The organism is Enterobacter sp. N18-03635 (assembly GCF_004006055.1).
In the GTDB taxonomy this organism is placed as follows: domain Bacteria; phylum Pseudomonadota; class Gammaproteobacteria; order Enterobacterales; family Enterobacteriaceae; genus Enterobacter; species Enterobacter vonholyi.
The window spans coordinates 3,060,236-3,083,633 of record NZ_CP034769.1; the positions used below are offsets into that span (position 1 = coordinate 3,060,236).

At 55.7% G+C, this 23,398-nt stretch carries 21 protein-coding genes; 9 read left to right on the forward strand and 12 right to left on the reverse strand.

All coding sequences use genetic code 11. The features are described 5' to 3' along the window. Positions 1 to 128: 128 nt before the first annotated feature. Together dusC and ELK40_RS15285 are read right to left on the reverse strand one after the other, a co-directional pair. Complete coding sequence (gene dusC / locus ELK40_RS15280) at positions 129 to 1,061, reverse strand: tRNA dihydrouridine(16) synthase DusC (RefSeq protein WP_127731676.1); 933 nt, start codon at positions 1,059 to 1,061, stop codon at positions 129 to 131. Positions 1,062 to 1,102: 41 nt separating this feature from the next. Next, positions 1,103 to 1,900: a helix-turn-helix transcriptional regulator gene (locus ELK40_RS15285; RefSeq protein WP_115875843.1), complete on the reverse strand. Its 798-nt coding sequence runs from the start codon at positions 1,898 to 1,900 to the stop codon at positions 1,103 to 1,105. Positions 1,901 to 1,959: 59 nt separating this feature from the next. Between ELK40_RS15285 and ELK40_RS15290 the strand changes: the two genes are divergently transcribed. From ELK40_RS15290 to ELK40_RS15315, 6 genes are all read left to right on the forward strand, one after another. After that, complete coding sequence (locus ELK40_RS15290; protein WP_127731678.1) at positions 1,960 to 2,664, forward strand: type 1 glutamine amidotransferase; 705 nt, start codon at positions 1,960 to 1,962, stop codon at positions 2,662 to 2,664. 190 nt (positions 2,665 to 2,854) lie between these two features. Beyond that, a complete protein-coding gene (locus tag ELK40_RS15295; RefSeq protein WP_111965323.1) occupies positions 2,855 to 3,250 on the forward strand; it encodes a CidA/LrgA family protein in 396 nt (131 codons plus the stop codon). Then, positions 3,247 to 3,942, forward strand: coding sequence for a CidB/LrgB family autolysis modulator (locus tag ELK40_RS15300; RefSeq protein ID WP_111965322.1), 696 nt, complete (start codon positions 3,247 to 3,249; stop codon positions 3,940 to 3,942). Before ELK40_RS15295 ends, ELK40_RS15300 begins: the two co-directional genes overlap by 4 nt. Positions 3,943 to 4,071: 129 nt before the next feature. Further along, positions 4,072 to 4,956 carry a cytidine deaminase gene (gene cdd, locus ELK40_RS15305; RefSeq protein WP_127731680.1) on the forward strand — a complete coding sequence of 295 codons (885 nt, stop codon included), beginning with the start codon at positions 4,072 to 4,074 and terminating at the stop codon, positions 4,954 to 4,956. Positions 4,957 to 5,083: 127 nt separating this feature from the next. Then, positions 5,084 to 5,800 (forward strand): outer membrane permeability protein SanA, encoded by a 717-nt coding sequence (sanA, locus tag ELK40_RS15310; protein ID WP_008500918.1) that lies wholly within the window; start codon positions 5,084 to 5,086, stop codon positions 5,798 to 5,800. Positions 5,801 to 5,924: 124 nt separating this feature from the next. Next, positions 5,925 to 7,313 (forward strand): glutamine synthetase family protein, encoded by a 1,389-nt coding sequence (locus ELK40_RS15315; protein ID WP_127732815.1) that lies wholly within the window; start codon positions 5,925 to 5,927, stop codon positions 7,311 to 7,313. A gap of 50 nt (positions 7,314 to 7,363) precedes the next feature. Here the strand turns inward: ELK40_RS15315 and mglC are convergent, their stop codons facing one another. The 7 genes from mglC to ELK40_RS15355 all read right to left on the reverse strand — a co-directional run bounded on the left by mglC (position 7,364) and on the right by ELK40_RS15355 (position 15,557). Beyond that, positions 7,364 to 8,374, reverse strand: a complete 1,011-nt coding sequence (gene mglC, locus ELK40_RS15320) for a galactose/methyl galactoside ABC transporter permease MglC (RefSeq protein WP_008500921.1) — start codon at positions 8,372 to 8,374, stop codon at positions 7,364 to 7,366. Positions 8,375 to 8,389: 15 nt separating this feature from the next. Continuing rightward, positions 8,390 to 9,910, reverse strand: coding sequence for a galactose/methyl galactoside ABC transporter ATP-binding protein MglA (gene mglA, locus ELK40_RS15325; RefSeq protein ID WP_047174129.1), 1,521 nt, complete (start codon positions 9,908 to 9,910; stop codon positions 8,390 to 8,392). Positions 9,911 to 9,989: 79 nt separating this feature from the next. Beyond that, entirely contained in the window at positions 9,990 to 10,988 is a 999-nt protein-coding gene (gene mglB, locus ELK40_RS15330; RefSeq protein WP_008500923.1) for a galactose/glucose ABC transporter substrate-binding protein MglB, read from the reverse strand. A 294-nt stretch (positions 10,989 to 11,282) separates the two neighbouring features. Next, positions 11,283 to 12,305 (reverse strand): HTH-type transcriptional regulator GalS, encoded by a 1,023-nt coding sequence (gene galS / locus ELK40_RS15335; protein WP_115875849.1) that lies wholly within the window; start codon positions 12,303 to 12,305, stop codon positions 11,283 to 11,285. 155 nt (positions 12,306 to 12,460) lie between these two features. Further along, entirely contained in the window at positions 12,461 to 13,618 is a 1,158-nt protein-coding gene (gene yeiB, locus ELK40_RS15340) for a DUF418 domain-containing protein YeiB (RefSeq protein ID WP_115875850.1), read from the reverse strand. A gap of 19 nt (positions 13,619 to 13,637) precedes the next feature. Continuing rightward, a complete protein-coding gene (folE, locus tag ELK40_RS15345; RefSeq protein WP_023312471.1) occupies positions 13,638 to 14,306 on the reverse strand; it encodes a GTP cyclohydrolase I FolE in 669 nt (222 codons plus the stop codon). Between the two features lie 102 nt (positions 14,307 to 14,408). Next, complete coding sequence (locus ELK40_RS15355) at positions 14,409 to 15,557, reverse strand: YbfB/YjiJ family MFS transporter (protein WP_127731682.1); 1,149 nt, start codon at positions 15,555 to 15,557, stop codon at positions 14,409 to 14,411. Positions 15,558 to 15,695: 138 nt separating this feature from the next. On the opposite strand from ELK40_RS15355, the gene fghA reads away from it, so the two are divergent. Continuing rightward, the gene (fghA, locus tag ELK40_RS15360; protein WP_127731684.1) at positions 15,696 to 16,523 is read left to right on the forward strand and encodes an S-formylglutathione hydrolase; all 828 of its coding nucleotides are present in this window, start codon (positions 15,696 to 15,698) and stop codon (positions 16,521 to 16,523) included. A 99-nt stretch (positions 16,524 to 16,622) separates the two neighbouring features. On the opposite strand, the gene cirA is transcribed toward fghA, so the two are convergent. From cirA to yieE, 3 genes are all read right to left on the reverse strand, one after another. After that, positions 16,623 to 18,593, reverse strand: coding sequence for a catecholate siderophore receptor CirA (gene cirA / locus ELK40_RS15365; RefSeq protein ID WP_127731686.1), 1,971 nt, complete (start codon positions 18,591 to 18,593; stop codon positions 16,623 to 16,625). Positions 18,594 to 18,817: 224 nt separating this feature from the next. Then, the gene (locus tag ELK40_RS15370; RefSeq protein ID WP_024908170.1) at positions 18,818 to 20,287 is read right to left on the reverse strand and encodes an amino acid permease; all 1,470 of its coding nucleotides are present in this window, start codon (positions 20,285 to 20,287) and stop codon (positions 18,818 to 18,820) included. A 157-nt stretch (positions 20,288 to 20,444) separates the two neighbouring features. Continuing rightward, a complete protein-coding gene (gene yieE / locus ELK40_RS15375; protein ID WP_047346566.1) occupies positions 20,445 to 21,311 on the reverse strand; it encodes a DNA-binding transcriptional regulator YeiE in 867 nt (288 codons plus the stop codon). A 97-nt stretch (positions 21,312 to 21,408) separates the two neighbouring features. Here yieE and ELK40_RS15380 point away from each other — a divergent pair, with 97 nt between their 5' ends. Both ELK40_RS15380 and nfo read left to right on the forward strand, forming a co-directional pair. Continuing rightward, on the forward strand, positions 21,409 to 22,455 hold the full coding sequence (locus ELK40_RS15380; protein ID WP_127731688.1) for a YeiH family protein: 1,047 nt from the start codon (positions 21,409 to 21,411) through the stop codon (positions 22,453 to 22,455). Between the two features lie 64 nt (positions 22,456 to 22,519). Beyond that, positions 22,520 to 23,377, forward strand: a complete 858-nt coding sequence (gene nfo, locus ELK40_RS15385) for a deoxyribonuclease IV (RefSeq protein WP_127731690.1) — start codon at positions 22,520 to 22,522, stop codon at positions 23,375 to 23,377. Positions 23,378 to 23,398 lie beyond the last annotated feature (21 nt).

Below are 23,398 nucleotides of genomic sequence, written 5' to 3' on the forward strand. Positions count from 1 at the left end.
CGCTTAGGTTTTGCCTGTTAACCAGTAACAATCCTGCGTTGAAAACAGTGGCACCTTAACACCGTCGCGCCACGTTGAAAACCTGAACTGTTTTCTGTTTTAAAAAAGTGTGAGCAATTTAACGCTTATTATTTCGACTGAATTACCCGGGCAATATCAGCCGACGTCTGTAATGTCCGAATCTCCTGAAATAACCCCAGCGCTTCATCATACTCTTTGCGTAAATAACTCAGCCACTGTTTAACACGCGCGACGTGATACAAACCGGTATCGCCCTGCTTTTCCAGACGGCTGTATTTTTGCAGCAGCGTGACGACGTCTGCCCACGGCATTCGCGGCTCGTTATATTTCACCACCCGGCTGAGGTTGGGCACATTCAGGGCGCCGCGACCGATCATTACCGCATCGCAGCCGGTGGCCTGCAGACAGGCCTGCGCGCTCTCGTAGTCCCAGATTTCGCCGTTAGCGATCACCGGAATAGAGAGGCGTTTGCGGATCTCGCCGATCGCCTGCCAGTTTATGCGCTCGGCTTTGTAGCCGTCTTCTTTGGTGCGGCCATGCACCACCAGCTCGGTGGCTCCGGCCTGCTGCACCGCATCGGCGATTTCAAACTGCCGCGCGTCGCTGTCCCATCCCAGGCGCACCTTAACCGTCACCGGCAAATGCGCGGGCACGGCCTCGCGCATGGCTTTCGCGCCGCGATAAATCAGCTCAGGATCTTTCAGCAAGGTCGCCCCGCCGCCGCTGCCGTTCACCAGCTTCGACGGGCAGCCGCAGTTGAGATCCACTCCGTATGAGCCCAGCTCAACCGCGCGGGCGGCGTTTTCCGCCAGCCATTCGGGGTACTGGCCGAGCAGCTGAATTCGCACCAGCGTGCCGGAAGAGGTCCGGCTCTGGTTGTGCAGCTCGGGGCACAGGCGAAAGAAGGATTTTACCGGCAACAGCATATCGACCACGCGCAGAAATTCCGTCACGCAGAGATCGTAGTCGTTCACCTCGGTCAGAAGCTCGCGCACGAGGGAGTCGAGCACGCCTTCCATTGGGGCCAGTAAAACACGCATAGCAGTACCTGTGAAAAAAGACGCGCTATAGTAGCCGCTCTCTATATCGCTGGGAAGCGCTTCTGTTCAGGGAGAAAGTCAGCCGGAGTTGCCCCGACAACGGCGCGAAACGCCGCCGCAAATGCCGCCTGCCCTGAAAACCCCAGCATCCAGGCCACCTGCTTAACCGGGTATCCGTTGGCGAGCAGGTCCAGCGAGGCACAAATCCTTGCGCGCTGTCGCCAGGCCCGGAAGCTAAAGCCGGTATCTTTGATAAACGCGCGTGAAAACGTGCGTTCAGACATCGCGGCCCGTTCCGCCAGCCTTTCCAGAGAAAGATCCCAGAGATTGTTGGCAATGATGTCACAGGCAACGCGATGTAAGCGCTCATCCACGGGCATCGGTAATTCGGCCGAGATTTGCTGAGCTTCACTGAGAATATCGAGCAGCAAAACGGCCATGCTGCGCTGAGTGGCTGGCCGGTATTCCGCACTGAACAGCCCGGCTATCAGCTCTTTGAACAACGCTGTCGCCATAATGACGTGAACCTCTTCTTTCCGTTTAAAAGATCCGCATTGCGATATCAGCGCAGGGCTAAACCAGACCGCCCGGAGCTCCGTTGCGGATAACACGCTGTAGGTATGCTCCTGAAAGGGAGGGATCCACAGCGCGCGCTGCGGCGGTATGACCCAACGCTTATTGCCGGTTTCGACCAGCATCACCCCTTTGATGGCAAACAAAAGCTGTCCCTGTGAATGCTGGTGAGGCGGATCCACTTCGCCGCGCGTATAGCTAATAGCCCCTCTGGACCATCCGATGTCATCGTCATGAATTGGCGTTTTATCGATAACGGTTGGCATCTCACATTCCTCCCTTCCACTTATGATGCTGCTTGTACACGTAACCGGAGAGAGACGCAATGCACATTCAATTTATCATTCATGAACATTTCGAAGCGCCGGGCGCCTATGAAATCTGGGGGAAAAGCCGCAGCCATACTCTGAGCTACACCAGAGTTTATCAGGGCGATCCTTTACCCGAGGAGCTGGGGAGCACGGACCTGCTTATCATCATGGGAGGCCCGCAGTCCCCCGCTACCACGCCTGAGGAATGCCCCTGGTTCGATGCACAGGCGGAAAAGGCACTCATCAGCCGCGCGATAGAGGCAGGTAAAACGGTGATAGGCGTTTGTCTTGGCTCGCAGCTTATCGGCGAAGCGCTGGGGGCAGCGTTTAGCCATAGCCCGGAAAAAGAGATCGGCAAATTTCCCGTCAGGCTCACCGATGCAGGCAAGGCGAACCCGCTGTTTGCGGATTTTGGCCACGAATTGAACGTCGGTCACTGGCATAACGACATGCCAGGGTTGACGCCGCAGGCTAAAGTGCTGGCTTACAGCGAGGGCTGCCCCCGTCAGATCGTGGAATATGGCGAACGGGTTTACGGTTTTCAGTGCCATATGGAGCTGACGCCGGAGGTTGTAGAGTTGCTGATTGAGCATTCGCAGAATGACCTCAGCCGCGCGGATGAATTCCGTTTTGTCGAAACGGCGGAAAAACTCCGCTCGCATGATTATCGCGAAATGAACCAGGTGCTGTTTTCTTTTCTCGATAAACTGACCGCCTGACGCTGATGCCTTCTCTGGCGCGTTACTTCGCCAGTGCAATTCCTTTCCTCTAAACTATTGCCTGCACCAGTAAGATGATACCGGACGTTCCATTCCGGAATGTCTGGTATGCTCAAATTTCATGATGTGATCCGTGGCACATTTTTGGGTTTAATTGTATGATGAATGCGTTTCAGCAAGGACTATCACCATGAGCAAAACATTGAACATTATCTGGCAATATCTGCGCGCATTCGTCCTGATTTATGCCTGTCTGTATGCCGGGATTTTCATCGCGTCGCTGCTGCCCATCACCATTCCCGGCAGCATTATCGGCATGCTGATCCTCTTCGTGTTGCTGGCGCTGCAAATCCTGCCTGCAAAGTGGGTCAATCCCGGCTGCTTCGTCCTCATTCGCTATATGGCGCTGCTTTTCGTGCCTATCGGCGTCGGGGTCATGCAGTATTTTGATTTGCTCAAGGCCCAGTTCGGCCCGATTGTTGTCTCCTGCGCGGTCAGTACGCTGGTGGTTTTCCTGGTGGTGAGCTGGAGTTCGCATCTGGTGCATGGCGAACGTAACGTGATTGGGGAGAAAACAAAAAAATGATGGCCAATATCTGGTGGTCGCTGCCGCTCACCCTCGCAGTATTCTTCGCCGCACGTAAGCTTGCCGCGCGTTTCAAAATGCCGTTGCTGAACCCGCTGCTGGTGGCAATGGTGGTGATTATTCCGTTCCTGCTGCTCACCGGCATTCCTTACGAACGCTACTTTGCCGGCAGCAAAATTTTAAACGACCTGCTGCAGCCCGCCGTTGTGGCGCTCGCCTTTCCTTTATACGAGCAGCTGCACCAGATCCGCGCCCGCTGGAAATCCATCATTACCATCTGCTTTGTCGGCAGCCTGGTGGCGATGATCACCGGTACGTCAGTGGCGCTGTTGATGGGGGCCTCCCCGCAAATTGCCGCCTCTATTCTGCCTAAATCTGTGACCACGCCTATCGCGATGGCGGTTGGGGGTAGCCTCGGCGGTATTCCAGCAATTAGCGCGATGTGCGTTATTTTCGTCGGTATTCTCGGCGCGGTGTTTGGCCACAGCCTGCTGAACGGTATGCGCATTCATACTAAAGCGGCACGAGGACTGTCGATGGGGACAGCTTCCCACGCCCTGGGCACTGCCCGCTGCGCGGAGCTGGATTATCAGGAAGGGGCGTTTAGCTCGCTGGCGCTGGTGATCTGCGGAATTATCACCTCCCTGCTGGCCCCGTTCATTTTCCCGCTGATTCTGGCGGTGATGGGCTAAAATTTGCGATGCGTCGCGCAAATTTCATTTTGCTTTCATAAGTTGCATACATAATGAGAAGTGGATCACATATAAAGCCCTAACGGCTCCGTAAACTACCGATCCATTAACCTTTATGAGGCAAACGCCATGCACCCACGTTTTCAAGCTGCTTTCGCCCAGCTTGCAGAGAATTTGCAGTCAGCCCTGGCTCCCGTTCTGGCAGATGCACACTTCCCCGCCCTGCTGACCGCGGAGCAGGTCACGATGCTGAAACAGGCAACGGGACTGGACGAAGACGCGCTGGCTTTCGCACTGCTTCCTCTGGCTGCCGCCTGCGCGCGGGCCGATCTCTCCCATTTTAACGTCGGGGCCATTGCGCGCGGCGTCAGCGGAACTTGGTACTTCGGTGGCAATATGGAGTTCCTGGGCGCGACCATGCAGCAAACGGTTCACGCCGAGCAGAGCGCCATCAGCCACGCCTGGCTGCGCGGTGAAAAAGCCCTGAGCGCCATTACCGTTAACTACACTCCGTGCGGCCACTGCCGTCAGTTTATGAACGAGCTGAACAGCGGGCTGCAGCTGCGCATCAACCTGCCGGGTCGCGCGCCGCACACGCTGGGCGATTATCTGCCTGACGCATTTGGTCCGAAAGATCTGGAGATCAAAACGCTGCTGATGGACGATCAGGACCACGGTTACGCCCTGTCCGGCGATGACCTGAGCCAGGCGGCGATTACCGCCGCCAACAAGAGCCACACGCCGTACAGCAAGTCCCCGAGCGGCGTGGCGCTGCGGTGCCGTGATGGCCGAATCTTCACCGGCAGCTATGCGGAAAACGCCGCGTTTAACCCAACGCTGCCGCCGCTGCAGGGCGCACTCAACCTGCTGAGCCTGAACGGCTATGATTATCCGGACATTCAGCGCGCCATTCTGGCTGAAATTGCCGATGCACCGCTGATCCAGTGGGATGCCACCGCCGCAACGCTCAAAGCGCTGGGCTGTACGACGATTGACCGCGTACTGCTGGCGTAATCCTTCCGGCGGGCAAAAATGCCCGCCCGTTTGCTGAAAAACCCCTCAGTTGAGTCGCTGTTTCTTGCGCTAACCAGGCGGGTAAAGTAGCCTGAATTAAATTTCACCTTCGGTACGAGCCATCTGCATGTTAAAGCGCGTTTTTTACAGCCTGTCTGTCCTGGTCGGCATACTGCTGTTGATCGTGCTGGGCCTCGACCGCTGGATGAGCTGGAAAACCGCCCCCTACATCTTTGATGACCTGCAGGACCTGCCGTATCGTCAGGTTGGCGTGGTGCTCGGCACCGCCAAGTATTACCGCACCGGCGTCATCAACCAGTATTACCGTTACCGCATTCAGGGCGCGCTGAACGCCTACAACAGCGGCAAGGTGAACTACCTGCTGCTGAGCGGCGATAACGCCCTGCAAAGCTACAATGAACCGGTGACGATGCGTAAGGATTTGATTGCCGCGGGCGTGGATCCGGCCGATATCGTGCTCGACTACGCCGGGTTCCGCACCCTGGACTCCATCGTGCGCACGCGCAAAGTCTTCGACACCAACGACTTCATCATCATCACCCAGCGCTTCCACTGCGAGCGCGCGCTGTTTATTGCCCTGCATATGGGCATTCAGGCGCAGTGCTACGCGGTGCCGTCGCCAAAAGATATGCTGAGCGTGCGCGTGCGCGAGTTCGGCGCCCGCTTTGGTGCCCTGGCCGATCTGTATATCTTCAAACGCGAACCGCGCTTTTTAGGCCCGCTGGTGCCGATTCCGGCGATGCACGAAGTGCCGGAAGACGCGCAGGGTTACCCGGCCGTCACGCCCGAGCAGCTGCTCGATATGCAAAAAAAAGAGAAATAGCGGGACCGCCTTTATACTTTCTTTACGGCCGGCCTGACGCTTTTTATCTCCCCTTTACGTCTGCTCTTTTAAGCTGAGTTCATTGCCGCTACGGCTTCATTGAAGAATGACTATGAACTCGATAATGAATGCGTTTTTCCTCAAAAGTCTCCGCCCGTACTTTAACTTTCCCGGCTTATCACTCCCTGGCGCACTTACTTCTGGTCTCTGGCTGGATGAAAAAATTTACGCCCTGCAGCACAACGTTGCCGTGGAAGTAGCCGATTACCTGGAACGTTACCCTCAAACGAAACATGTTGACGTTTACCTGAACGATATCAACGGCACGATGCGCGGCAAGCGTCTGTCGGCTGAGAGCATGCTGAATCTGGAAAAAGGCTGTTATTTTCCGCTTTCCGTCTACTCGATGGATCAGAAAGGAAAAATTGCCGCGCCGCTTCATGATGAACCCGACCGGCTGTGCGTCCCGGTCGCCGGCTCCCTGCGCCCCTGTCCGCAGGATCCGGAGCACACCGCGCAGATCCTGCTGACGATGAAGGACAGCGACGGTAATCCCTGCCCGCTTGAGCCGCGCGTGATACTGCAGAACGTGCTGGCCCGCTTCCACCAGCACGACCTCTTCCCTGTGGTTGCCCCGGAAATCGAGTTTTACCTGACGGGACATGACGAACGCGATCCGCAAAATCAGGGCTGCTTTCATATGGATACCTCGTCGGCGCATGCGGCGCTGTTTGACGAGCTGGAACAGCTGGCCCACCTGCAGCGCATCCCGCTGTCAGGGGTCGTGGCGGAAGCCGAGTCCGGACAGTACGAATTAAACCTGAAGCACAGCCATCGCGTCGTTGAGGTCTGCGATAACGTGCTGGCGCTTCGTCGCCTGACCCGTTACGTTGCTGAAAAGCACGGTCTGCAGGCCAACTTTATGGCTAAGCCTTTCAGCCAGCTTGCCGGCAGCGGTTTGCACTTCCATTTCAGCCTGAACAATCGTCACGGCGAAAACGTCTTTGCTTCCCCGGTGAACGCGCTTAACAGCATGATACGTTTGTGCGTCGCGGGCCAGCTGGCGCTGATGCCCGCCTCCGTCGCCATTCTTGCGCCAGGCGTCAACGCGTTTCGTCGCCTGCGTAAAAGCCTGACGGAACCCGTCTTTAACTCCTGGGGCTATAACACCCGCTCCGCCGCCCTGCGTATTCCCTGCTCGGATGAGAGTAACCGTCGTATCGAGTACCGGCTGGCCGGGGCCGATGCGAATCCGTATCTGGTGGCGGCCACTATCCTGACCGGCATGCTGTATGGGCTGGAACATATCGACGAGGGGGATCTCCCTGAACCGCAGCACGACCAACCGGAACTGCCGCTGTTCCAGCAGGAGGCGATTGAGGCCTTTGCCCGCTGTCAGTATCTCACCGACAGCCTGGGCGATGCCTTTTCCGAACAGTGGGTCGCCCGCAAGCTCTCTGAACTCGACTGGTTTGAGCGCATTGTGACCCGAGAGGAGTCCCATCTGGCATAGAGCATAAAAAAAGCCCGCTCGGTGAGCGGGCCGGGTATGGAGAGAGACGATTACTTCTTACGGGCGTACTTCAGTGAATCCAGCGCAACCGCGAAGATAATGATGGCGCCCTTGATGATGTACTGCCAGTACGGGTTCACGCCGATATAGGTCAACCCGTAGTTGATGACGGTGAAAATGATCACACCGGTCACCACGCCCAGTACCGTACCCACACCGCCGCTGAAGGAGACGCCGCCCACCACGCAGGCTGCGATCGCATCCAGCTCATACATGAAGCCGAGGTTGTTGGTTGCAGAGCCGATACGGCCCGCTTCCAGCATCCCACCGAAGGCGTAGAACACGCCGGACAGGGCATAGATGATGAGCAGGTTCAGAGCTACGTTAACGCCGGAGACTTTCGCCGCTTCCGGGTTACCGCCGATGGCGAAGATGTTTTTGCCGAAGCGCGTTTTGTTCCACAGGATCCAGACGAAGGCCACCGCAATCAGCGCATAGAAGGTGATGTACGACAGGCGGAAGCTGCCAAGCGCAATAAACCCTTGCGTAAAGGTCGAGAAGCCGCTGTCAAAGCCCGAGATTGGCGAAGCGCCGACGAAGTCGTAGTACAGGGAGTTGATACCGTAAACGATGATCATCGTACCCAGGGTGGTGATAAACGGCGTCACGTTCAGGTAGGCGATGATAATTCCGTTGATCAGACCAATCACCGCACCAATGGCGCAGACAATCAGGATCACCACGAAAATCGGCATGGTGGCCATTTCCGGGAAGACCTTGTTAGCGTTTTCCATCGACTGCAGCAGAGTTGCCGCGATAACCGCCGCCAGACCCACCTGACGACCGGCAGAAAGGTCCGTCCCCTGGGTCACGATCAGGCCCGCCACGCCCAGCGCAATGATAATACGCACGGAGGACTGGGTCAGAATGTTACTCAGGTTCAGCAGGCTTAAGAACGTAGGGTCCTGGAAAATAATGATAGCCAGCAGTACTAAAAGAACAACGTAAATACCGCCTTCTTTCAGGTAAGTGAGAAAACTTTTTTTATTTAACGCACTCATGAGGAGCCCCTGATCTTAAAGGTGCAAAGACGCAAGACGCAAAATTTCATTTTGCGTTGTCGTTTTAGTGTCAACAATACCGGCGACGAGACCATTGCTCATAACCAGAATACGATCCGTGATCCCTAACAATTCCGGCATTTCGGAAGAAATAATAATGATCCCTTTATTCTTTTTCGCCAGCTCGGCAATCAGCTGATAAATTTCAAACTTCGCGCCGACGTCAATACCGCGGGTAGGTTCATCCAGCATCAGAATTTCTGGCTGGGTTAATAACCAACGGCCGATAATCACTTTCTGCTGGTTACCGCCTGACAGCGAACCAATTTGGGTGCGATGGCCTGGCGTTTTCACGCGCATGGAGTCAATCACCCATTGGGTATCGCTTTTCATGCGGGAGTTATCCAGCAGCCCGACTTTGTTTTTGTAATTGCGAATGTTAGAAATTAACGAGTTAAAGTTAATATCCAGATAAGCATAAATACCGGTCGAACGACGCTCTTCCGTCACCAGCGCGAAACCATTATTAATAGCTTCGTTGGCGTTGTGGTTGTTAATTTTCTTACCGTGCAGCGTAATGGTGCCTTGAGCCTTCTCACGGATACCAAACAGGGTTTCCACAATATCGGTACGTTTTGCCCCGACCAGGCCGGCAATCCCCAAGATTTCACCTTTATGCAGGTCGAAGGAGACATCGCGTATAGACGGCTGACGTAACGAGGTCAGGTTGCGCACTTCCAGAATCACTTCACCCGGCTTGTTTTCTTTGTCAGGGAAGCGCTGGTTCAGGGAACGGCCGACCATCATGGCGATGATCTTGTCCATGTCCAGCCCTTCCAGCGGCTGCGTGGCAATCCACTGACCGTCGCGCAGGATGGTGATCTCATCGCACAGCTGGAAGATCTCTTCCATTTTGTGGGAGATGTACACAATGCCGCAGCCGCGATCTTTTAGCTTACGAATAATGGTAAAAAGGTGGTTAACCTCTTTTTCCGTTAATGACGATGTTGGTTCGTCCATGATGACGATTTTCGCATCATAGGAGAACGCTTTGGCGATTTCGATCATCTGCATCTGGGAGACGGATAATGTTCCCACGCGGGCGCGCGGATCGATATCAATATCCAGCTCGTCGAAAATCGCTTTGGTGTCGCGATACATTTTGTCCTGATCGACAAAGACACCTTTGGTTGGATAACGTCCCAACCACATGTTATCCATAACTGAACGCTGCAGCACCAGGTTTAATTCCTGATGAACCATCGAGATACCGTTTTCCAGTGCTTCTTTCGCTGAATGGAAATCGATCTCTTTCCCCTGAAAAAGAATGCTGCCAGAATCTTTTTGATAGATCCCAAAAAGACATTTTAATAATGTTGATTTACCCGCACCGTTCTCCCCCATTAAGGCATGAATAGAGTGAGGACGAACTTTTAAATTAACATTATCGAGTGCCTTAACGCCGGGAAATGACTTGTTGATACCGCTCATTTCCAACAGGTATTCACCGGATGACTGAGTTGTTGTGCTGACCATAATTATACCTTGTTGGCCTCGCATATCGCGTTATAAAAGGGCGCAACGAATTGCGCCCAGTGGAGACAGTACCGCTAACTTATTTACCGATAAACTCAGCCAGGTTGGACTGGTCTACGCCCACGTAAGGTACGCGAACGATTTTGTTGTCAATTTTCCAGTTGGTGCCATCTGCCGCGCCTTTGCCATCGGCGAGGTTTTTCGCCAGATCGAAGGTGGCTTTCGCCTGGTTGTTGGCATCGTTCAGCACGGTACCGGCCATCGCACCGGATTTAACCAGCGCCAGCGCTTCTGGCAGTGCATCCACGCCGAATACCGGGATTGAGGATTTGTTGTGTGCTTTCAGCGCTTCTACCGCACCCATTGCCATCGCATCGTTGTTGGCGATAACGACTTCGATTTTGTTGGCATTAGGGCCAGACAGCCATGCGTCCATCTTATCTTTCGCCTGAGCGGTATCCCACATCGCGGTATCTAACGCCAGCTGCTGGGTTTTAAGGCCTTTGTCGTTAAGCTCTTTGATAACGTAGGTAGTACGCGCTTCAGCATCCGGGTGGCCTGGCTCGCCTTTCAGCAGCACGAACTGAATCTGACCGTCTTTATTCAGGTCCCAGTTCGGGTTCGCCGCCCAGTGTTTCGCGATCAAATCGCCCTGAATAATACCGGACTCTTTGGAGTCAGTACCGACGTAATACGCTTTGTCGTAGCTATCCAGCGCCTTACGGGAAGGTTCTTTGTTGAAGAAGACGATCGGCACGTTCTGACCGCGCGCTTTTTCAATGACCGTGCCTGCTGCAGCCGGGTCAACCAGGTTGATGGCCAGGGCTTTCACGCCTTTCGCCAGCAGAACGTCGATCTGGTCGTTCTGTTTGGACTGGTCATTCTGGGAGTCGTTCATCAGCAGCTGAACGTCTGGCGCTGCTTTCGCATCTTTCTCAATCGCTTTACGCACAACAGACATGAAGTTGTCGTCGTATTTATAGATGGTCACACCAATACGGGTATCCGCAGCGTGCGCTGCTGCACCAAAAAGCATGCTTGCCATTACAGCAGACAGGGTCAACACCTTCTTATTCATGGTATCTCCGGTTTTTTTATGCAGGGTAGTTCTTGTGAATAACGATCGGCGGGCAGGTGTTAATAAAACGTTACTGACAGCCGAAGTTCACTTATAAAATTTCTATCTTCCGTGTTCGGTAACGCTCCAGAAATGCGTTTTATTCGTTGTTTGCGGCACATTGGCTATAGTGAAAGTGAATAATCACTGTTACATAGCGTTTCAGCCCCTAAAACGCTGACATCATAGTCAGCGCCTTGTTAAGATACTGTGAATTTACTCACAGATTGAAAACGGTTACATCACCTGATCTAATCAGTTAGTGATCGGAACCACAATTTGCCGGGCCGCGACGGAGTGGCGACGTACTAAAGTCGGCATGAAACAGTGCGTTGCGCCCGGATCCAGCAGCCCTGCCGCTCCCTGTAATGCCAGCTCAGTCGCCAGTTTCGCCATAGAGGCAATGGGGTAGCGCACCGTTGTCAGCTGCGGGTCGGTGTAACGGGCAATCGGGATATCATCAAAACCAATGAGTGACAAATGCTGTGGCACCGCAATGCCGTTATCCTTCAGCGCCGTCAGGGCGCCAGCCGCCATGCTGTCGTTATAGGCAAACACCGCAGACAGCTGCAGATTGCGGCCCAGCAGCTCCACCATTGCCGCCTCACCGCCCTGCATGTCCGGCGTGCCGGTTCCCACCCAGCTTTCGGATGGCGTAATGCCGTGCTCTTTCAGGGCATTTTGCCACCCCTCGCGCCGCAGTTCGTCATCTTCAATCTGATGGCTGGAGGCCAGATAACCGATCCGCTGATGCCCGTTGTTGATGAGCATTTTCGTGGCCATCATGGCGCCGCTGACGTTATCGAGCCCGACGCAGCGGTGGGCATAGCCGGGGACAATGCGGTTGATCAGCACCATGCCCGGGATCTGCTCCATCAATCCGGTTAGCTCTTCATCGCTCAAGGCTTTTGAATGGACAATCAGGGCGTTACAGCGCTGGCGGATCAGCACTTCAATGGCATGGCGCTCTTTTTCCGCCTCATGATAGCTATTACCGATCAGGACATATTTCTGATGCTGCTGTGCCACCATGTCGACCGCTTTCACCAGCGCGCCGAAAAAGGCATCCGAGACATCCATCACCACCACGCCGATGGTGTCGCTGACCTGCGTCGCAAGCGCCTGGGCATTGGCATTTGGCCGGTACCCGAGCTGGGTCACGGCTTTCATTACGGTTTCTCGGGTTTCAGGGCTGACCAGCGCGCTATTATTGAGCACGCGTGAGACGGTAGCCACAGAAACGCCCGCCTGACGGGCGACGTCACGAATGGTGATCATATTCACCATCCTTCAAAGGATTGCAGCAACTCACAGACACCCCCTGTGTTTAGCAAGGTGGCTATTTTGGCAGCGAGAGAAAGGGGACTACGTGAAGAAGCTCACAGTCATGAAAACGCTTACATCCGTTTTGTTAATGATTGTGATCCAGATCGTTATCTGGATGTGTTTTTCAATGATACCCCTGAAGCATATGCGGTTAACTGACGCCACACCCACTCCAGCGGTCCCTGGCGGAAATAGCGTAGCCAGAGAATAGAAAACGCCAGGTTTACCACCCAGACCGGAATAACAAACGCCAGCAGCGTAAGGCGGTCGAATTTCATAAACAGGCCAAAACGATAGAAAAGCGTGGTACATATGAGCGTTTGTAGGAGGTAATTGCTCAACGCCATTCGGCCCACGCAGGCGATAGCGCTGACAATCCACAGGCGGGAAAGCGTTGGCCAGAAGCCATAGATCAGCGCCGCGTAGCCGATGGTCTGGAACGGCGCGCTCAGTTCACGCGGCACCTGGAGCAGAAACGCGCACCAGCGGTAATCCCAGTGGATATGCCACTGCACAATCACCGCCGGGAGGTTAATCAGCACGCCGAGCAGCACCAGACCGGCGCCGGTACAACGATAGTGACGCAGGCTGAATTCTCCTTTCAGCCAGCCGGTGCGCATCAATGACGCGCCCATCAGCATCATGCCCGCCAGCTGCCAGCCGTATTGCGCGCCCAGCGCAAGGAGGTTGTCCCCCAGCATATCCGCACGGTTGCTTATCGCTTCCGTACCGCCTTTCAGCTTCCAGAACTGTTCGTACTGCAGGTTAGCGGCATCCGGGATCCATGAACGGTTTGTCGCCTCGCCGGAGATCATCCCCAGCAATAGCAGGACGCCAAGCCCCATCACATACAGCATCACGCCGGTGTTAAACAGGCTTTTTACGCTGTGCGCATCGCGAATGAGACGCCAGCAGATGAGCCCGACTAACCCATACGCGAGAAGAATATCGCCGTCCCAGAAGAACAGGCCGTGGATAAAGCCGAGGAGAACCAGCAGCGTCAGGCGCGACTGGATCCAGCGCGTACCGCGTTTGAGGAGAAGCTGCAGGCCTGCGCCAAACAGCAGGGCAAAGAGCGTGAGGAATTTGACCTGCGCAAAGAGATCGAGGATCGCCCACGTCCAGGCATCACTGCGCGTGATGTCGCCATACCACGCAGGATTGAGATAAGCCGCCTTCGGCAAACCGAAGGCGGCGATATTAAGCAGCAGGATACCGAGAATGGCGACGCCGCGAACAAAATCGAGCGTGACGTTTCGCTCCATGGTCCCTGCCCTGTAAGACTTAGTTGTGATGACGTACGGCGCGCAGGAACTCCTGGCGGGTATTCTGGCTTGACTTAAACAGGCCGCCCAGCGAGGTGGTGGTCGTTGCACTGGTCGCATCACGCACGCCGCGCGCCTTCACGCAGTAGTGAACCGCGTCGATAGAGACGGCCACGTTATTGGTGCCCAGCAGCGTTTGCAGCGCGGTCAGGATCTGCTGCGTCAGACGCTCCTGCACCTGCGGACGCTGGGCAAAGAACTGCACGATGCGGTTGATCTTCGACAGGCCAATCACCGTATCTTTGGGGATATACGCCACGGTCGCTTTACCGTCGATGGTCACGAAATGGTGTTCGCAGGTACTGGTCAGCGTGATATCGCGCACCGTCACCATCTCATCCACTTTCATCTTGTTTTCAATGACGGTGATTTTCGGGAAGTTGGCGTAATCCAGGCCGGAGAAAATTTCGTCGACGTACATTTTCGCGATGCGGTGCGGCGTCTCCATCAGACTGTCGTCACTCAGATCGAGATTCAGCAGCTCCATGATTTCGGTCATATGACCGGCAATCAGACGCTTGCGGGTTTCATTGTCCAAATCCTGTACGGGCGGACGCAGTGGCGTTTCAAGACCGCGCGCAACCAGGGCTTCGTGGACCAGGGCAGCTTCTTTACTGAGTGATGACATTTTGTTCTCCTGCAGGTGTGGCGTCTTTTGCCCTCGTTGTGGCAAAAGTATGCGCTCATTGTGCGTGAGGCGACGCACATAATCCAGTATTCACGACGATAATTATTGCAATTGCTGTTGCCTTTCAGCGTGACGATTCCAGACCAACGCTCCTCCAACGAACAGCGCAATGCCCGCCAGGCCAAGCGCGGGCTCCAGCCGGTGGGTAAGCCAGGTTGATAACGCCGAGGTGACCGGCCCAATCAACTGACCAATCGCATACCCGGTGGTGAGCAGGCCTGCCATATAGCGCGTGTGGTTTGGCGCCAGCTCGCGACCGTATAAAAGAGAGAGCTGCACGGCACACAAAAAGCCGCCGCCCACCAGCAGCCCACCCGTCAGCAATCCGCCAATCCCCGGCAGCAGCCAGGCCGCCAGCACGCCCGCCCCCTGTAACCACAGGACTATAGCCAGCCTGCGGTTAGCCGTTGAGGTATGGCGTAAAAGAATACTGAGCATTATCCCCACCACGGCGGCGATACCAAAAATCGGCCAGACGAACTGCGCAAACAGGCTGCCGGGAAAACGCACCGCCGCCATTTGCGACAGGAATGTCGCCGGGAGGATATATCCAAAGCCAGCCAGACTGTAGCTCCAGACCAGGCGTTTTAAATCCGCCGTCAGCACCAGCGGCTCTGGTGCGGTGCCCGGTCGATGGAGCTGACCGGATCGCGGCAGGTAGCGCGCCACCAGCACAATCAGCACCAGCGCCAGCACGCCGTAGATTTGCCATGCCGCCCCGGCCGACAGGGACTTCGCCTGGATATAGACGGCGAGCAGCCCGCTCAGGGCAATGCCCGCCCCCGGTCCGGCAAATACGGCAGCGCTCAGGCCCGGTTTACCCAACTGCCCAAGCCGTTCGTTAGTCCAGGCGGCAATCAGTACCATCGACCAGCCGCTCATGCAGCCAATCACAAAACGCAGCAGGCCGTGTACGACGGCGTTATCCGCCGCCGCGGAGAGCAGCGTCAGCGCCACCGCGCCGGTGATGCCAAGCCAGAGGCGCGTTTCCACAAAGCGGTGCGCGCGCATGGCATCCCATGCGCCCACCAGATAGCCCAGATAGTTCATCGCCGCGACCAGACCCGCGCTGGTCAACGTAAGCTGCCCGGCAGCAATCATCAGCGGCACCTGAGGCGTAAAGGCAAAGCGTCCTATCCCCATCGCCACCACCAGAACGACAAACCCACTGAGCGCAATACGCAGCGCCATGACCGCTCCAATTGTTAAAGAAAAGTAAATTTATGATGCAGCATCTGGCCGTCAGGCGAAAGTGAAAGTTGCTCACAGGTCAATGAAAAGGCTGTATTATGGTTTTTATGAATACGCATTCTCATTAAGGAGCCCTGCATGGAACTGCTCGAAGAGCACCGTTGTTTTGAAGGTCGACAGCAGCGCTGGCGGCATGACTCCACCGTCCTGAACTGTGCGATGACCTTCAGCATTTTCCTGCCGCCGACGGAAAATCCGCCGGTTCTGTTCTGGCTTTCCGGCCTGACCTGCAACGACGAAAACTTCACCACCAAAGCGGGGGCGCAGCGTATTGCCGCCGAGCTGGGTATTGCGCTGGTGATGCCTGATACCAGCCCGCGTGGTGATGATGTGGCCGACGATGCGGGATACGACCTGGGTAAAGGCGCCGGGTTTTATCTCAATGCCACCGAGCAGCCCTGGGCGCGCCACTACCGCATGTATGATTACATTCGCGATGAACTTCCTGCGCTGGTGCAGTCGCAGTTTGCGGTTGGCGAGCGCTGCGCGATCAGCGGCCACTCGATGGGCGGACACGGGGCGCTCATCATGGCGCTGAAAAATCCGGGGAAATACGTCAGCGTGTCGGCATTTGCGCCAATTGTGAACCCAACGCAGGTGCCGTGGGGGCAGAAAGCCTTCACACACTATTTGGGTGAGGATGCGGAAAAATGGCAGGCATGGGACAGTTGCGCGCTGATGCTGGCCAGCAAAGCTGAAGAGGCCATTCCCACCCTTATCGATCAGGGTGATGCGGACCAGTTCCTCGCCGGTCAGCTGCAGCCTGCGGTGCTGGCAGAAGCGGCACGCCAGAAAGACTGGCCGCTGACGCTGCGCATCCAGCCGGGATACGACCACAGCTATTATTTTATCGCGTCCTTTATTGAGGATCATCTCCGCTTCCATGCGGAGCATTTGTTCGGCTAAGTGCGGCCGATTGCCGGGTGGCGGCCTCGCCTTACCCGGCCTACATTCGTGGGTTTTGTAGGCCCGGCAAGCGAAGCGCCACCGGGCATCCAGGCTACATCAGAACTTATAATCCACGCCGACAAAGTAGCGACGGCCATCTTCCGTGTAGCTGTAATCGTCGCGGCTCAGATCTTTGTCCAGCAGGTTCTGCACGCCCGCACGCAGCTTCACGCTTTTCGTCGCCTGCCACGCGGCGCCGGTATTCCAGATGACATAGCCACCCGGCGTTGGAGCGCTGCTGGTCAGCGCGCGTTTCTCACCGGTGTAGTTGCCCTGAACGTAGAACGACCAGTCCTGCGTCGCCTTCCAGTCAACGGTACCGTTGGCGGTGTGGAACGGCAGATCGGACAGCGGCTTGTTGCCGCCGTTGCTGATATCACGACCGTCGTTGTAGGTGTAGTTCAGCGTCAGTTTCCAGTCGTCCGCCAGCGGGAGTTTCAGCTCGGTCTCCACTCCGCGGATGCGCGCCTTGTTAACGTTGTAGTAGCGGAAAATCGGTTCACCGTCCGCATTCAGGCCAACGTAGTTAGGGTAGCCCTGGGCCTGTTTCGCATTCGCCGTACGGCTGATGCTGATACGGTCATCCACATTATTCTGGAAGGTGGTGACGCTGGCCTGCACGCCCTCTAACCAGCCCTCTTCCCCACTGTAGTACAGACCGAATTCGAAGCTCTCGCTGGTTTCCGGCTTAAGGTCCGGGTTACCGACAATCTCACAGGCACCGCGACACGAGCCGGTGACCCAGTCCGGGCTCAGCTGCAGCAGTGACGGCGCTTTAAACGCGGTAGCCCAGCCCCCTTTCACCGTTACGGTATCGGTCGCGTTGTAGACCAGATAGGCGCGCGGGCTCCAGTGGTCGCCGTAGGTATCATGGTCATCCATACGGATGCCGGTGGTCAGCGCCAGAGGTTCAAAGATACGCCACTCATCTTCAAGGAACAGGGCATACTGGCTTGTCGACGTACTGCTGCTGGAACCGCCCGTCAGGTTGACAGGATCCTTCAGCTTATCGTGACGCCATTCGCCGCCGAAGGTCATCAGCTGGTTGATTTCGCCCAGCGGCAGCACGTATTTTCCGTCCACCGCGTTGCTCTCGGAGGTGATCGGATTGCTGTTGCCCGGGTTCTTGTTATCTACCTTTTCGCCGTAAACCTTCAGCTCGCTGTTGCCGACGCCCCAGCGGCCGTTGTGGCTGAGCGAGTAGTTCTGCCGCTCAAGGCGGTTTTTGTCGAGGGAATCCGAGTCACGATCCTGACGGTCGAAGCCGTAGCCCGCCGTAAAGTCGTGGTTTTCAGACGGTGTCCAGGCGAACTCCACATTCGCATCGCGGCTGGTGAAGCCCTCAATGCGCGGCGTTTCACCGCTCGCCGTGGTAGAGGACTTCTGCTGACCGTCTTTCTCACGCTTCGCGAGGCTACCGTAGGCTTTCAGCCCCAGCAGACCGTCCACCAGCGGACCGCTGGTATAGAACTGACCGTTATACGTGTCGCCACGGTCGCGATGTTCCTGAATTGTGGAATCGGCGCTCAGGGTTCCCGTCCATTTCTGGCCGATTTTTTTGGTGATAATGTTTACCACGCCGCCCAGCGCATCGGAGCCGTAAAGAGAAGACATCGGTCCGCGCACCACTTCAATTCGTTCGATGGCGTCAACCGGCACCCAGTTGAGGTCGAAATCATTATGGCGGAACACCGCGTTACGGGAATTGACGCGCTTGCCGTCGATCAGGATCAGCGTGTAGCTGCTGTCCAGTCCACGGATACTAACCCCTTTACGGTTGTCCCCTTCGCTCGTGAGCTGAACGCCCGGCACATCCCGTAACACATCTTTCAGGTTCTGAACGGGTTTGCGCTGCAAATCTTCCTGGGTAATCACGCTGATGCTTGCCGGTGCGTCTTTCAGGTTTTGCTCGGTCGCGGAGGCCGTGACAACCATTGTGTCGCCGGATTCCGCTGCGATAACAGGCAGGGCCAGGGACATTGCGGACGCACAAAGTCCTCCCCTGACGAAGGGATTCAACCTAAACATTCCATATCTCCATGAGGTAAATACAACTAAATCAAATCATCATTGCTCACAGCGTCTTCCCTGCCGCCCACATCTGCGGTGGGTCGGTGACACGCTTATTTGTGATAACGATAAAGCAAACGATAATTATTATCAATTAAATTGTTAAGAAATATATCTTTGTTTCAGGATACGGGAATAAAAAAACCCGCTCGAATGAGCGGGTTAAAAGAGAGGAAGTGCGGTTATTGTTTAAATCGTTCCGGGAATTCCATTTCACTGTAGCGAACGAATTTTGTTCCTTTCGTCAGCTTGTAGCCAAACCAGATAACGAGGAACAGCGGAATACCAATGTAGGTCGCCGTGACGGCGCCCCAGTCAATGGTGTCCGCCAGGAACGCTTCATAGTTCTGTCCCAGTGTAATGATCAGGCACAGAATGAAGGCGAAAATGGGACCCAGCGGGAAAAACCCTGAGCGATACGGCAGCGAGTTAATATCGTGACCCTGTTTGACGAAGCCACGGCGGAAACGGTAGTGGCTAATGGCAATCCCCAGCCAGGCAATAAAGCCCGTCATCCCGGACGTGTTAAGCAGCCACAGGTAAACCGTCTGGTTGCCAAACATGGAGGTCAGGAAGCACAGACCGGCAATGACCGTTGTGGCATACAGCGCGTTACGCGGTACGCCGCCACGGGAAAGTTTCGCGAAAATACGCGGCGCTTTACCGTCGCATGCCAGCGTATAGAGCATACGGGTGGACGCGTACATCCCGGAGTTACCGGCTGAAAGCACAGCGGTCAGGATAACGGCATTCATCACTGCCGCAGCTGAAAGCAGACCGGCGTGCTGGAAGACCAGCGTGAACGGACTGACGCTAATGTCTTTAACGTCATTACGCAGCAGGCTTGGATCGGTGTACGGAATGATCAGGCTGATAATCAGGATCGCGAACACATAGAACAGCAGGATACGCCAGAAGACCTGACGAACCGCGCGCGGAATATTCTTCTCCGGGTTTTCTGACTCACCGGCCGCGATGCCAATCAGCTCGGTCCCCTGGAAGGAGAAGCCGACAATCATTGCCACGCCAATCATTGCCGACAGTCCACCGGCAAACGGCGCATCGCCTGTTGTCCAGTTACTCCAGCCCGCAGGTTCTGCGCCTTTGAAAATACCAACGATCATCGCCACACCGACGACGATAAAGATGATGACGGTTGCCACTTTGATCAAAGAGAACCAGTATTCCGCTTCGCCGAAACCGCGCACGGAGATGTAGTTCAGCAGGAAAATAACGGCGAGGAACAGGGCGCTCCAGATCCAGCCTGGCGTATCCGGGAACCACCAGTTCATCACCAGCTGCGCGGCGACAAGGTCAACGGCGATAGTGACCGCCCAGTTGTACCAGTAGTTCCAGCCCAGCGCGAAGCCAAAGCCTTCTTCAACGTATTTTTGACCGTAGGTCGAGAACGAACCGGATACCGGCATGTACGCGGCCAGTTCGCCAAGACTGGTCATCAGGAAGTACACCATCAGGCCAATCAGGATATAAGAGAAAAGTGCCCCACCCGGGCCTGCTGCCGAAATCGTTGCGCCAGAGGCAACGAAAAGACCTGTACCGATGGAGCCGCCAATGGCGATCATCGTCAGGTGACGCGCCTTGAGTTCACGACGTAGCGTGGGCGCTTCTGTGGTTTTAATTTCTGAAACCATATGAAAATGCTGTCCATTTAATAAATGAGGCGCGATTGTAGCAGACGATCCGCGTTCCTTCCGGCAGAAATACTCAGTTATAAGAGAGCTTCATGACTGGGCCTGGATTATAAGTAAAGCATAATTTTTCCCTCTCCCCTTTGGGGTGAGGGGAAGATTACATCTCGCAATAGCGCAGAAAACGCTGCAAAGAACTGGAAAGGTGTTTCTGACGATGATGAATGCACCACAGCGTGCGCACCAGTTTCGGGAGCGGGATGGGGATTTCAACCAGCGATCCGGTCTCCAGCTGTTCGGCAATAACGCGCCGGGAAAGACAGCTGATGCCGAGCCCGTGGCGCACCGCGTGCTTGATGGCCTCAGAGTTCCCCAGCTCCATCCCTAACTGGAAATGCGGCAGATGAGAAAGCAGCAGATAATCGACAATTTCACGCGTGCCGGAGCCCTGCTCGCGCAGGATCCACTGCGCCTGCGCCAGGCGCTCCAGCGTCACCTCGCCCTGCAATAACGACGAGGCCGGGGAGGCAAACACCACCAGCTCATCTTCCAGCCAGGGCTCGGCAATAATATCGACGTTATGGCAGGGTCCTTCGATGAGGCCGATATCCACGCGGAAGTCGATCACCGCGTTGATGACGTCCTGGCTGTTCCCCACGCTCATCTCCAGCGGCAGGGTCGGGAAATCCCGGCGGTAGCGGGCAATCACTTCCGGCAGGATGTAGTTCCCGATGGTGCTGCTGGCGTAGACGCGGATCGCACCGTTGTCTTCGCGGAACAGCTGCTCGATTTCGATAGCCTGCTCCAGCAGCGCCAGCGCGCGCGGATAAAGAAGACGACCGTGCTCGTTGACCACCAGACGCTTCCCTACCCTGTCAAAAAGCTGAACGCCCAGCTGTCCTTCAAGATCGGTTAACGCCGCGCTGACCGCAGACTGCGAGAGCGCCAGCATTTGTGACGCCTGGGTCGTCGAGCCGCTTTTCAGCACCTCGGCAAACACTTCCAGCTGACGCAAAGTAATGTGCATGGTTGCTTACCACTTATATAGATTGATTATAAGTATATAATCAATTTTATTTTTAAGCCAGAGCGCCGTAACCTTTAGCCAGACAAAGGAGAAGGTTATGTCAGAAATCACCTTACAACATCATCGTACAGTGTGGCACTTCGTGCCGGGTCTTGCGCTCAGCGCCGCAGTGACCGCCGTCGCGCTATGGGGCGGCAGCATCCCGGCCATCGCAGGCGCAGGTTTCAGCGCGCTGACGCTGGCCATTTTGCTGGGCATGGTCGTGGGTAACACCGTTTATCCACATATCTGGAAATCCTGCGACGGCGGCGTGATCTTTGCCAAGCAGCATCTGCTGCGTCTTGGGATCATTCTCTACGGCTTCCGTCTCACCTTTTCGCAGATTGCGGATGTGGGCGTGAGCGGGATCGCCATCGACGTCCTGACCCTGACCAGCACCTTTTTACTGGCCTGCTTTATCGGGCAGAAAGTCTTTGGCCTGGACAGACAAACCAGCTGGCTGATCGGTGCCGGGAGCAGTATCTGTGGGGCCGCGGCGGTGCTGGCAGCGGAACCCGTCGTTAAAGCCGAAGCCAGCAAGGTGACGGTGGCGGTAGCGACGGTGGTGATCTTCGGTACGCTGGCGATTTTCCTCTACCCGGCCATGTATCCGCAGGTTGCCCACTGGTTTAGCCCGGAAACCTACGGCATCTATATCGGTTCGACCATGCACGAAGTGGCCCAGGTGGTGGCGGCAGGACATGCTATTAACCCTGAAGCCGAAAACGCGGCTGTGATTGCCAAAATGCTGCGCGTGATGATGCTGGCGCCGTTCCTGATTTTCCTTGCAGCACGGGTTAAACAGCTGGCACCGGCGGACAGTAATCAGAAAAGTAAAATCACCATTCCATGGTTTGCGATCCTGTTTATCGTGGTCGCTATCTTTAACTCCTTCCACCTGCTGCCCAAATCGGTAGTGGATATGCTGGTGACGCTGGATACCGTACTGCTGGCGATGGCCATGGCGGCCCTGGGGGTGACTACACACGTCAGCGCACTGAAAAAAGCCGGTGCGAAACCGCTGCTGATGGCGCTGGTACTCTTCATCTGGCTGATTGTCGGCGGCGGCGCGATTAACCTCGCGGTCCATAGCCTGATGGCATAAACCACTACATCCTTCTCCTGTTAACCCGCTATCATAGGCATTTCGGGTTAACAGGAGTCCCTTTATGAAATATGTTGGAGCGCACGTCAGCGCTGCAGGTGGCCTTGCGAATGCCGCCATTCGCGCCGCCGAAATTGAGGCGACCGCTTTCGCCCTGTTCACCAAAAATCAGCGCCAGTGGCGCGCCGCACCGCTCACCGCCGAGGTGATTGACGATTTCAAAGCTGCCTGTGAGAAGTACCACTACGGGCCAGGCCAGATCCTTCCCCACGACAGCTATCTCATTAACCTCGGGCACCCGGTTGAAGAGGCGCTGGAAAAATCCCGCGAGGCGTTTCTTGATGAAGTTCAGCGCTGTGAGCAGCTTGGGCTGACGCTGCTGAACTTCCATCCTGGCAGCCATCTGATGCAGATCGATGAAGATGCCTGCCTCGCGCGCATTGCCGAATCCATCAACATCACGCTGGACAAGACCAAAGGCGTCACCGCGGTGATTGAGAATACCGCCGGTCAGGGCAGCAACCTCGGCTTTAAGTTCGAACATCTGGCGGCGATTATCGACGGCGTGGAGGATAAATCCCGCGTCGGCGTGTGCATTGATACCTGCCACGCGTTTGCCGCCGGTTATGACCTTCGCACCACCGAGGCAACGAAAAACACGTTTGATGAGTTCGAGCGCGTAGTTGGCTTTAAGTACCTGCGCGGAATGCACTTAAACGATGCGAAAAGCGCCTTTGGCAGCCGCGTTGACCGCCACCACAGCCTGGGCGAAGGCAACATTGGCCACGATGCGTTTCGCTTTATCATGCAGGACGCCCGCTTCGACGGTATTCCGATGGTGCTTGAAACCATTAATCCGGACATCTGGGCAGAAGAGATTGCCTGGCTGAAGGCTCAGCAAACTGCTGAACAGGCGGCATAAAAAAAGCCGGGTGCGTAATGC

Coding starts and splice junctions, on each gene's coding strand:
- ELK40_RS15295 (WP_111965323.1), top strand. CDS start 2,855: ATGAGCAAAACATTGAACATTATCTGGCAATATCTGCGCGCATTCGTC.
- cdd (WP_127731680.1), top strand. CDS start 4,072: ATGCACCCACGTTTTCAAGCTGCTTTCGCCCAGCTTGCAGAGAATTTG.
- ELK40_RS15380 (WP_127731688.1), top strand. CDS start 21,409: ATGTCAGAAATCACCTTACAACATCATCGTACAGTGTGGCACTTCGTG.
- fghA (WP_127731684.1), top strand. CDS start 15,696: ATGGAACTGCTCGAAGAGCACCGTTGTTTTGAAGGTCGACAGCAGCGC.
- galS (WP_115875849.1), bottom strand. CDS start 12,305: ATGATCACCATTCGTGACGTCGCCCGTCAGGCGGGCGTTTCTGTGGCT.
- mglB (WP_008500923.1), bottom strand. CDS start 10,988: ATGAATAAGAAGGTGTTGACCCTGTCTGCTGTAATGGCAAGCATGCTT.
- cirA (WP_127731686.1), bottom strand. CDS start 18,593: ATGTTTAGGTTGAATCCCTTCGTCAGGGGAGGACTTTGTGCGTCCGCA.
- ELK40_RS15315 (WP_127732815.1), top strand. CDS start 5,925: ATGAATGCGTTTTTCCTCAAAAGTCTCCGCCCGTACTTTAACTTTCCC.
- mglC (WP_008500921.1), bottom strand. CDS start 8,374: ATGAGTGCGTTAAATAAAAAAAGTTTTCTCACTTACCTGAAAGAAGGC.
- ELK40_RS15285 (WP_115875843.1), bottom strand. CDS start 1,900: ATGCCAACCGTTATCGATAAAACGCCAATTCATGACGATGACATCGGA.
- folE (WP_023312471.1), bottom strand. CDS start 14,306: ATGTCATCACTCAGTAAAGAAGCTGCCCTGGTCCACGAAGCCCTGGTT.
- mglA (WP_047174129.1), bottom strand. CDS start 9,910: ATGGTCAGCACAACAACTCAGTCATCCGGTGAATACCTGTTGGAAATG.
- ELK40_RS15300 (WP_111965322.1), top strand. CDS start 3,247: ATGATGGCCAATATCTGGTGGTCGCTGCCGCTCACCCTCGCAGTATTC.
- ELK40_RS15355 (WP_127731682.1), bottom strand. CDS start 15,557: ATGGCGCTGCGTATTGCGCTCAGTGGGTTTGTCGTTCTGGTGGTGGCG.
- ELK40_RS15290 (WP_127731678.1), top strand. CDS start 1,960: ATGCACATTCAATTTATCATTCATGAACATTTCGAAGCGCCGGGCGCC.
- sanA (WP_008500918.1), top strand. CDS start 5,084: ATGTTAAAGCGCGTTTTTTACAGCCTGTCTGTCCTGGTCGGCATACTG.
- yeiB (WP_115875850.1), bottom strand. CDS start 13,618: ATGGAGCGAAACGTCACGCTCGATTTTGTTCGCGGCGTCGCCATTCTC.
- nfo (WP_127731690.1), top strand. CDS start 22,520: ATGAAATATGTTGGAGCGCACGTCAGCGCTGCAGGTGGCCTTGCGAAT.
- ELK40_RS15370 (WP_024908170.1), bottom strand. CDS start 20,287: ATGGTTTCAGAAATTAAAACCACAGAAGCGCCCACGCTACGTCGTGAA.
- dusC (WP_127731676.1), bottom strand. CDS start 1,061: ATGCGTGTTTTACTGGCCCCAATGGAAGGCGTGCTCGACTCCCTCGTG.
- yieE (WP_047346566.1), bottom strand. CDS start 21,311: ATGCACATTACTTTGCGTCAGCTGGAAGTGTTTGCCGAGGTGCTGAAA.